Here is an 11,370-nt window from a genome sequence, read left to right as displayed (position 1 = left end):
GATTTTTAAACTACGACTCATAAACGCACCATACAAGCTATCTCTCTATTATATGCAACTTCACATAAAATTGGTATAAAACATAATTTAAACAGGTTCCGGGATTGTCTGAGGAATAGGCTCCGGCACTGTCTGAGGAATTGGAGAGGGTACAGTTTCTGGCACCGGTTCGGGAATGGGCTGGGGAATTGGCGCAGGTACCGGCTCCGGTACTATCCCGGGAATCGGTTCGGGAACGGGGCCCGGCACTGGTGGGGATGCGGGTATAGTCGGCAGCCCCGGTTCGGTGCTGGGAATCTGTGGGCCTGGAAACGGAGTATGGTTGGGAAAAATCACGGCAATTCTATTAATAACTCGATACAATCATCGTAGATAAAAAGCTCAAAATACGGCATCTATCTAAATAGTTAAAGTTTATTAAAATTGATATTTGGCACCGTTTTTTATCAGCTTTTTGGAGTAGATGAAAGCAACCGGGTTTATCTGTATTTGATTTTTATGCTGACCGAAAGCAATTTGGTCACAGCCCCCCGGTACAGGCCGTGAACCCTTGAAAAATGCGTAGCCTACTCATCACCTGCGATCGCTACAGCCCGTGGGAGAAAATCTTTAATCTAAAATCGCGGAATCGATCGCCCTTTGAAAAGCCTTGCCAGCCTGTAGTTTTGGACGACACCTAGCCAAAAGTACAGGTTCTGTCCTGTACTTACGGCCAGTTGGGAGCTGGCCTTTTGGCTAATTTAAGACTCAACTAAAAGCTAGGAACTTTTTGGGGATTGCTCTCTTAGAATCAAACCACGACCAGCCCCAAAATTTAGTTGAAATTCAACAACTAAAATTAAGCTTTATGACACAGAGTGATGAATTATATCAAAAGCTGTTAGAGCTTGATGAAGATAGTCTCAAGGCGCAGCTTGGAATCAGAGTTCAAGAAATAGCGAGAGATCCAACGCCGAGAGCGGCTTCTTTAGAAAGTCTTGATGAGGCTCTAAGTGCGACTCCCAGAGGTGGAAGTCCCGATCGTGCGGATGTCAACTTTGGCGATCCTCTCTTCAAGCGCCTGAATGTCACATCCTAGAATCTGATGGGCAGCGAATTGTTTGACGAGCGAGAAATTCAAGCTCAACTCGAAACAACTTTCAATTTTGCCTTTTTCCCTCTATAAACTAAACGCTTATGACTCGTAACATCTACGCACTATTAGTTGGAATAGACAAATATGAAGCTCCAACTCCTCCGTTGCAAGGCTGTATTAATGACATTACAGCGATCGCGCAGTATCTAAATGAACGGGTTGCCAAAGAAGGATATCAACTACATTTGCAAACACTCAAGGATCAAGAGGCTACCCGTCAAGCGATTATAGATGGATTTCGGAAACATCTGTGTAACGCTCAAAGTAATGATGTAGTTCTCTTCTACTACAGTGGTCATGGCGCTCAGGAAGAAGCACCACAGGAATTTTGGCACGTAGAACCTGATCGACATAATGAAACATTGGTCTGTTATGAGAGTCGCCAGGAAGGAGGCTGGGATTTAGCCGATAAAGAATTGGCAAAACTGATTTCTGAAGTCTCAGCTAAAAAACCACACATTACTATTATTCTTGATTGCTGTCATTCCGGTTCTGGGACTAAAAATCCCTTCCAAGAAACAGGAGTCCGTCTCGCTTCCACAGACAAGCGCAAGCGCCCAATAGATAGCTTTATCTTTAAACTTGACGAATTAGAGAAACTCTCTAATTCCAGTAACGGTGAAGTGGATTCCATTGGCTTGAAACTTCCTAAAGGTCGTCATATTCTCTTAGGGGGTTGTCAAGATAGTCAACTTGCGAAGGAATACAACGGAGGGGGTCAGCAACGGGGAGCTTTTTCCTATTTTTTAATGGATACGTTGCAGCAAGCGAATGGCAAGTTGACCTATCGGGATTTATTCAACCGAGCAAAAGCTATAATTGGTAGTCGGGTTTTAGATCAGTCTCCCCAACTTGAAATCAATAATCCAGGGGATGATAATCAATTTTTCTTAGATGGCGCGATCGCCGAACGGATTCCTTATTTCACAGTTAGCTATCACAAAAAGTATGGTTGGGTCATTGATGGGGGTGCTGTTCACGCCATTCAAAGTCCTTCTAACGGCGAAACCACTTTATTAGCAATCTTTCCCTTGGACAGCCATACTGAAGACTTGCGCGAACCCTCGAAGTCTTTGGGTGAAGCCAAAGTAACTCAGGTTTTGCCACAGCTAAGTCAGATTAGTATCAGTGGAATTGAGAACCTAGATTCTGACAAAACTAAAACCTTTAAAGCTGTTATTACCAGTTTACCTTTGCCCCCTCTAGGCGTTTATTTTGAAGGTGAGGAGGCGGGGGTGAAGTTAGCACGTCAAGCGATACAGTCAGCAGGACTGAAAAACCAACCCTCTGCTTATGTCCGTGAAGAACAGGAACTCACCAAAGCTCAATTTTACTTGCTGTGTCGGAATGACCAGTATTTGATTTCTCGACCCGCTGATGACCGTCCTTTAGTGGCTCAGATTGATGGTTATACCCCAGAGAATGCTTTAACAGCGATTGAACGATTAGAACATATTGCCCGATGGAATGCGATCGTAGAGCTTCCGAATTCGGGTAATGGCGTGATTAAAGACGATGACATCAAGATGGAACTCATCTTTGAGGATAAAGACTTATCTCAATCAGGGCAGATGCGTTTAGAGTACAAGTACAGGGATCAAGATGAAGAAAAGAAGTTTCTGCCTTCTACTGTTCAAATAAAACTCACCAATACAAGTGAGAAGACGCTTTACTGTAGTTTACTTATCCTTACAGACCTCTTTGCTGTCCAAGCACCGTTTTTTGAAGAAGGTTGTAGACAGTTTAAGCCAGGAGAAGAACCCTTCGTCAGTGAATCTGGAAGATTAACATTGCCAGACGAATTATGGAAACTGAGAATTACAGAGTACAAAAACATCATTAAGTTGATTGTTAGTACGGCAGAGTTTGATGCTCGATTGCTTACTCAAGATAAACTTGATGTCCCCCGACCCATACAAAGAGATATAGGCCCCTCAAACCAAAACTCTCTAAATCGTTTGATGAATCGGGTTCAAAGTCGTGAATGGGAATCTGCAAGCCCACAGAAATATGATGATTGGTTTACTGAACAAATTACAATCACGACTGTTCGACCTTTAGATACTACCTCAGTACCCCATACAGGGGAGAAGAAATTAGCAGAGGGAGTCAAGTTACAAGCCCATCCTAGCTTACAAGCCCATGCACGTTTAACGACAATTCCTCAAGTAAGTCGGGATTTAGGAAATCTAATCCTGCCTCCCATTCTGCGAGAAGATCCTCAAGTGAGTCAAACTTTTCAATTCACAACCAGTCGCGGTACAGCTCCGGGTTTAAGTGTATTGGAATTGAGTCAAATTCAAGACTACACAGTGGTTACTCCTGATGCGCCTTTAAAATTGTTAGTTGACACAATATTAGGAGAAAATGAGCATCTCTTACCGGTTGGTTATGATGGTGAATTTTTCCTTCCATTAGGTCGAGGTAAAAAAACTAAAGATGGCAAAACAGAGATTCAGCTACAACGATTACCAAAACCCTTCAATCATGACAGAAGTGTTCAAGGATCTATTAAAATCCTGTTTCAAAAAATAGTCAGTGAAAAGCTGGGTTTAGAGTGTGAATATCCGCTTCTAAGAGTGGCTGAGGTAGCGCCCGATGAAACGATAACCTATGTCAGCGATCGAGTTCAGATTAAAGCATGGCTAGCAAAAAGTCAGCGAATTTTGCTTTATATACACGGCATCGTGGGTGATACCGATAGTATAGTCAAGAGCGTTCAACGAGCAAAAGTAACATTGAATGGAAAACAGTGTCCTCTCAAAGATAATTATGACCTAGTTTTGACTTTTGACTACGAGAATATTAATACTTCAATTGAAGACAATGCTCGTAAGTTGAAAAAACGCCTCGAAGAAATAGGATTGAAGGCGAATCACGGCAAAACTTTGCATATTGTTGCTCATTCAATGGGGGGGTTAGTTTCTCGTTGGTTTATTGAACGAGAAGGTGGCAATAAATTCGTTCAACATTTAATCATGTTGGGTACGCCGAATGCGGGTTCTCCTTGGCCAACGGTTCAAGACTGGGCAACATTTGCTTTAGGAATTGGACTTAATAGTCTTTCTAGCGTTGCTTGGCCTGTGAAAGTGTTGGGGTGTTTAGTCAGTGCAATCGAAACTGTGGATGTAGCCCTAGACCAGATGAAACCCGGTTCGGAGTTCCTTAAATCCTTGGCTGCAAGTCCTAACGATCCAGGTATTTCTTATTCAGTCATTGCTGGTAATACTTCGATTAAAGCGATGCAGGCACAAGGAGAAGAAGCGAGTCGATTAATGCGGCTGATGCAAAAGTTATGCAGTCGAGTTGTAGAATTGCCATTCCTGGGCCAATTGAATGATATTGCGGTGACAGTGCAAAGCATTACGAGTATTCCAGAAAGAAGAAAAATTGCTACCCATATTCAAGAAGTAGCTTGCGACCATTTAACTTATTTCGATCACCCAGAAGGTTTGAAAGCTTTGAGTGTAGCTCTCAGTCAACATACATAAACAAAAAACAAAGGTAAGAGCTTTCTTTTCTTACTTTGCTTCTTCGGCATTTTGATCTTCCCATTTATCTAGCAGGAGTTTGAATAATGTCTACTTCCAAGCATGAGTTTAACCGTAACTTTGCCATTATTATTGGAATCAATGAATATCAGAGTCATAATAATGATATTCGTCCTTTGGAAACAGCTAGACCAGATGCTGAAGAGTTTGCTAGAATTCTTGGGGAAGAATATAAGCATGAGCGATATGAAATTCAGTTGCTACTAGATGAAGATGGCACCCTTAAGCGATTAAACCAACTGATGGAAAATTTCAAACAGAAGCAAATAATAGTAGGCAAGGAAAAACTAGATATTACTGAGAACGATCGCCTTATATTTTACTTTGCTGGGCATGGAAAAGCTTTAGAAGCCCTGGATAGTCAAGATGGACCAGTGGGGTATTTAATTCCTCAAGATGCCACTAACGATGAACACACTTGGTTGCCTATGGAAGACTTACATGATGCCTTGATTGAACTTCCTTGTCGGCATCTGTTAGTGATTTTAGACTCTTGCTTTGCTGGGGCATTTCGTTGGTCATGTCTCAAACGAGAATGGGAGTTGGAAGTAAAAGTTTATAAAGAACGCTACGATCATTATATTAGCGATCCCGCATGGCAAGTCATTACGTCAGCAGCAGACGATCAGAAAGCGGCAGATTCATTTGGCAAACGAGGTCAAACTGCCAAGGGAAATCACTCACCCTTTGCTCAAGCTCTTTTTGATGCGTTATGTGGAACAAATAATCAGAAGGATGACAACAGAAATAACAAGACTGTGGCTCATTGGGATGATGGAATTATTACTGCCACCGATCTTTATTCTTTTTTACGAAAGCAGGTTGAACCTAGAACAGAAGAAAAATTCAAGCGTCAAACTCCCGGCTTGTGCGAACTCAGAAAACATCGCAACGGAGAATTTATTTTTCTGTTGCCTGATTTTAACCGAAATAAGTTAGAGGATGCACCAGAACTTAATCCCGAAAATAATCCCTATCGAGGATTGGAGTCCTATAACGAAGAAGATAGTGACTTGTTCTTTGGTAGAGAAGAACAGATTAAAAAGCTTTATCATCAATTTATTTTCAGTGAGTCAGCTTTGACAGTCGTGCTAGGAGCTTCTGGAACGGGTAAATCCAGTTTGGTTAAGGCGGGGTTGATTCCTTATTTAAAGAAAACCAGCTTTGCAGAATTGAAAAAATGGAAGCAGAAGTTAGAGCAAAACTTAACACAAAATAAAGAGGCGAATGAGTTAGAAGATCAAAAAAGAAAAAAGGAGGAAATAGATGATTTAAAACAACAAGAGAATCAGCTAACGACTTGGCAAAATAAGTTAGAAAGTTTGATACAACAATTAGGAAATGTCAAATCCACTGATGAGTTAAAATTATTCAAGCAAGATTTGTTAGAAGAATTTACCAAACAGAATATATTAGGTGAATTGAAGCTGCTTAATGACTCGGAAAGAAGCTTTGAACAGCAGTTGGCAAATTTGAATAAACAATTAGAAACTCATTTACAATATTTGAATCACCCGTGGCAGTTTTTGGGACCTATTCGTTTTGGTAACTATCCCTTTCAGACATTAAATAATGCTTTGGAACAGTGCCTTGGTGTTCCTAGTTTTATGCCAGACCCTAACCAGGTGAAAGAAGATATTTTTGACAATTTCAGTAAGTTTATTAAATTGTTTAAGGGTAAACCTCATCAGACCCATAAACTTGAACGAGAAGTTAAAAAACTCTCGAAAAACCTAGAATCATGGATCGAAAAATATCCTGAATCTAAGCTGTTAATAGTAATCGATCAGAGTGAAGAACTAATTACTCTCTGCCGCGATGAGCAAGAACGAGAGCAATTTCTGATTTGGTTGGAAAAAACAATAAACTCTTACTCAAAACAGTTGCGAATTGTGTTGACGCTGCGTTCAGATTTTGAACCCCAATTTCAGGATGCTGTCCTTAAGAATTACTGGGCAAACGCTAGATTTGTGGTCCCGGCTATGAAACGAGCCGAGTTACGCCAAGCAATTGAGGAACCTGCGGCACAAAAGGTTATGTATTTTGATCCACATTTAGTAGATGAGTTGCTCGATGAGGTAGAGCAAATGCCCGGAGCACTACCTTTACTTTCTTTTACTCTGAGTGAGCTTTATTTCAAATATTTAGATGCTGTAAAAGATGGAAAAAGGAATAACCGGGCTCTGACTAAAGACGATTATAAAGACCTGGGTGGAGTGGTCAGATCGCTTACCAAAAGTGCAAACCGGAAATATGAGGAGTTAGTCAAAAGGGATAAAGCTTACGAGCAAACAATTCGCCGTGTAATGCTGCGAATGGTTGCAGTTGGTGGTGGTGAATTAGCTCGCCGACGGGTACTTGAGTCTGAGTTAAAATATCCAGGGTTAGAAGAAAATGAAAGACGGAAAACAGTAGTTCAGGAATTTGTAGACGCACGGCTTCTGGTTACAGATACAAATAAGGATAATAAAAAATATATTGAACCCGCCCATGATGCTTTAATCATGGGATGGGGGAAGATTAAGAATTGGCTTGATGAGAGACAAGAGATGTCAGAAAAAAGAAGTATTAGTTTGCCCTTTGGCAAAAAATCAGACAACCCCTTAAAAATTAATTTGGTTTTACAACGAGAACTAACTAATGCTGCGAATAATTGGTTAAGTAAAAAGGTAAGTGACGGATATATCATGGGATATATAAAAGCTATTGGTTTCCTGTGGTATGACGATCCGCGACTGCCACAGTTGAAACAAATCAAGCAATCAGAAGATAATTGGTTTAACATTACTGAGGCTAAATTTGTTAATTCGAGCATTCGTCAAAAACGAATTAATCTTGGGGTAATTACCGCAGTGGGAATCTCAATATTCCTTGCAGTGTTGTGGCAGTTGCAACTCAGTTTATTGAGGGAAAAAGCAGCTAGAACGCAAAATCTTTTACAAGCAGAAACTCCTGTTGAAGGTTTAATGTTAGCAATACAGGCAACTGGAGAAAGCCAGTTCCGCCTCAGACACGTCATCACTCCTGTTAAATACAGCCTATCTAATGCAGTTGCCAATTCTAGAGAACAACTGAGAATTGAGAGTAATCAAGGGGAAGTATTATCTGTTGCATTTAGTCCAGATGGTCAAAGGATTGTTAGTGGAGGTCAAAATGGAACAATTGCTTTATGGAGTATTATAGGTAAAGTCCACTTGTTGTTTGAAAGCACTTCTACTGGCAACAGCATTAATTTTGTTGACTTTAGCTCAGATGGTAAGAAAATTGTCAGTAGTAGCAATGATGGTCTTGTGCGTTTGTGGGATCTCAATGGGAATGAAATTAAAAAGTTCAGCGCTAATAACAATAGCAAGGTGATTTCTGTTTCCTTCAATCATAAAAGTAACAGTATTGCCATAAGCTATGAAGATGGAAGGATAGCCTTGGGAAATTTTGAAACTGGAAATAACAAGTTTTTAACCACTCTACCCTCTGAATCTGGAACGAAGCCTTCCAACTTAGTTGCACTAAGTCCTAATGGACTGCGAGTCGCAGCAATTCGAGATGGGAAATTATTGCTTTGGAAGAGTCAGGGAGGAAAACCTAGTGAACACGATCTAAACCCTCCTAATATTATTGAGGGTGATGTGTTTAATCGTACCAGTAGCATTTGCTCGATCGCCTTTTTAGATGACAAAAATATTTTGATTGGACGTGGAACGTGTTTAGGTTTAGAGGGAAGTGGTTCCATAATAAATTTTAATGTCGAGAAATGGGAATTAAGAGAAAATAGTGAACTTTATTTATCTTCTGAAGCCTTTGAAGGACATACTCTTCCAGTAACATCTATCGCTTCTGACTCTGACGGAACTATCGCCAGTGGTAGCGAGGACAATACCATTCGCCTGTGGGGTAGCGATAAAGATATTCCTCCTGTTCTCTTAGGCCATACAGGAAAGGTAAATGCTGTTGCCTTTAATCCTAAAGCGCAACAACTTGTGAGTGCCAGTAGTGATGGAACTATTCGTCTTTGGGATGTTAGTGATTCATTCAATGTCTCAAACATTCAGTACCCAGAGTTAACATACGAGGGAAAAAAGGAAGAATTTCAAGCTCAGGACTATGTGAAGTCTCTAGCTTTTAGTCCAGATGGTAATTTCTTTGCGATCGGTCGTCAAGCTACTGTTATGTTATTTGACTCCCAAGGTCGTCTAGTTAAACCGCCCTTTAAAAGAAAGCGCGCAGAGCAGAATGGAATTGAGTTTGTTAATGCAGTAGCTTTTAGTCCCGATGGTAAAACAATTATTAGTGGCAGTGATGATAAAACACTACGCTTGTGGGATTTAAAGGGCAATCCACCCAAAGTCTTCCAAGGGCACACAGACAAAGTAACATCGGTTGCCTTTAGTCCCGATGGCAAAACAATTATTAGTGGCAGTGACGATAAAACACTAAGCTTGTGGGATTTAAAGGGCAATCCACCCAAAGTCTTCCAAGGGCACACAGACAAAGTAACATCGGTTGCCTTTAGTCCCGATGGCAAAACAATTATTAGTGGCAGTGACGATAAAACACTACGCTTGTGGGATTTAGAGGGAAAGCCGAAAGGCAAGCCCTTTGAGGGACATACAGATAAAGTAACTTCCGTTGCCTTGAGTCCCGATGGCAAAACAATTATTAGCGGTAGTGACGATAAAACGCTGCGATTGTGGGATTTGAAGGGTAAACCTACTGGGTTTAGGATTATTAATGCACATAGTCGCTCTGTTAAATCGGTAGCTTTTAGTCCTAATGGCAAAACAATTGTCAGTGCAAGCGCAGACCAAACTGTCAAATTCTGGAACCTAGATGGTTCCCTTGCAAGTATACCTTTTCAGAACTCAACTGAAGCCACTTATCCTCAACACATCCCCATAGCCTTCAATCCTAACAGCAACACTCTTTTGACAAGTATTCAAGGAGTGAAAGAGGCTGGTAGCTATTTACGCCTACTTAAACCACTGATTGATTGGCAAGACTGGCTTAAAGTAGCTTGTAATCGCTTACAGTACCATCCGGTATTACAAAATCCAAAGGATGATGAAGAGAAAGGTGCTAAAAACACTTGCCAAAATTATGTTTGGAATAAGCAAACAGCACAGGATACGCAAATTAGCATTCCTGACAAACAGCCTGAAGTAGAGCCAATTACCTACAACGCTCGAAATGGGCAGAATACGCAAATCAGTATGGGTGACAAAATTTTAGTGCCGACCCTTACGAATCCCAACAAAGAGGCTGGTGTAAAGGCGATCGCTTCTGGCGATCTTGAGCAAGCTATAACGTCCCTAACAGCCTACCTTGACCCAAAGAACAACCCCAATGACCCAGAAGCCCGAATTTACCTAAACAATGCCCGAATTGGCAATCAAAGATCCTACACGATCGCAGTGTCGGCTCCCATTAGTAACGATGTCAACGGTTCTTTAGAAATCCTGCGCGGAGTTGCTCAAGCTCAAAACGATTTTAACAACTGGGCAAAGACACAGCAGGGCATCATACCTATACGAGTATTAATTGCTGACGATCTCAACGATCCAAAAGTCGCCCAAGAAATTGCAAAAAAACTCGCTGATAATCCCGATGTTCTTGGCGTTGTAGGACACTTTTCCAGCGGTGTCACCAGAGAAGCAGCGACAGTTTACAACAAGGAAGGATTAGTGGCAATTTCTCCAGTCAGTACCTCGGTGAACTTGTCAAATGTGCTTGGCAAAGACAAATACGTCTTTCGCACTGTCCCTAGCGATCAAGTAGCGGCGGAAAAGTTAGCTGATTATACGCTTAAGTCGTTCAAGAAGCAAAAAGCCGTCTTGTTTTATAATTCGCAAACCGAATATAGCTGCTCTCTTGCATCTGAGTTTACAACTGCTTTTTCAGGAAAAAGAGGAGAACAATTAAATCGCCACTGCTCCAAGTATGAAACTAGCCCTGCAATTTCTCAGGCACAAGGACAAGGACAAATATTGAAAGAAGTTGACTTGTCTGCTCCTGACTTTGATGTGGCAAAGAGTCTTCAAAGACTCGATAAAAATACCGTGCTGGTTTTACTGGCAGATACTAGCAAGCTCAATCATACTTTTGAAGTTTTAAAAGCCAATAAAGGGCAGTTGCCTATCTTAGGGGGAGACGCTCTTTATGGGCCTACCATCTTGGAAAAAGCGGGAAAACAGGCAATTGGTATGGTTGTTGCAATTCCTTGGCATATTGAAAATAATCGTGAGTCCCGCTTTTCGACCGCCTCTAAAAACCTTTGGGGAGATCGAGATGTTAACTGGCGAACTGTCATGTCTTACGATGCAGCAAAAGCTTTGATGGCAGCTATCAAGCAAAATCCCAACCGCAAAGAAATCGCTAAAGTTCTCCAGTCAAATACCTTTCCTGCTCAGGCGGCAATCGAACCAGTACAGTTTTTACCATCGGGCGATCGCGACGGAAATATTATCGAACTTGTGAAGATTCAGCCTGGTTCTAATTCCGGCTACGGCTATGATTTTGTTACCGTAGAGAATAACACCAACTCAAACCAGGTCACTAAACCAAAAACCTCTAAATAGGTAAGGTTAGGGTCGAGCCAAGGCGATCGCCAAAATCATTCTACTTTAATCATATCCAAACACTCAAGAATCATTATGTTAACCATTCTGTTACCTTGCCATTGGCATTGGC

The 11,370-nt window shown here is 41.3% G+C and carries 5 protein-coding genes; 4 read left to right on the top strand and 1 reads right to left on the bottom strand.

The genetic code is table 11. The features are described from left to right. Positions 1-87: 87 nt before the first annotated feature. Entirely contained in the window at positions 88-336 is a 249-nt protein-coding gene (locus QUA42_RS16825; protein WP_333138384.1) for a gamma-aminobutyric acid A receptor, epsilon-like protein, read from the bottom strand. 221 nt (positions 337-557) lie between these two features. Here QUA42_RS16825 and QUA42_RS16820 point away from each other — a divergent pair, with 221 nt between their 5' ends. From QUA42_RS16820 to QUA42_RS16805, 4 genes are all read left to right on the top strand, one after another. Next, positions 558-680, top strand: coding sequence for a hypothetical protein (locus tag QUA42_RS16820; protein WP_333138382.1), 123 nt, complete (start codon positions 558-560; stop codon positions 678-680). Between the two features lie 167 nt (positions 681-847). Next, positions 848-1,078, top strand: coding sequence for a hypothetical protein (locus tag QUA42_RS16815; RefSeq protein WP_333081136.1), 231 nt, complete (start codon positions 848-850; stop codon positions 1,076-1,078). Between the two features lie 98 nt (positions 1,079-1,176). Continuing rightward, a complete protein-coding gene (locus QUA42_RS16810; RefSeq protein WP_333138381.1) occupies positions 1,177-4,626 on the top strand; it encodes a caspase family protein in 3,450 nt (1,149 codons plus the stop codon). A gap of 86 nt (positions 4,627-4,712) precedes the next feature. Beyond that, positions 4,713-11,258, top strand: a complete 6,546-nt coding sequence (locus tag QUA42_RS16805; RefSeq protein WP_333138379.1) for an nSTAND1 domain-containing NTPase — start codon at positions 4,713-4,715, stop codon at positions 11,256-11,258. Positions 11,259-11,370 lie beyond the last annotated feature (112 nt).

The sequence above is a fragment of the Microcoleus sp. Pol11C2 genome (genome assembly GCF_036701505.1).
Classification (GTDB): domain Bacteria; phylum Cyanobacteriota; class Cyanobacteriia; order Cyanobacteriales; family Microcoleaceae; genus Microcoleus.
Note: the sequence above shows the minus strand (reverse complement) of the source record. Positions and strands in the feature narration are given on the sequence as shown.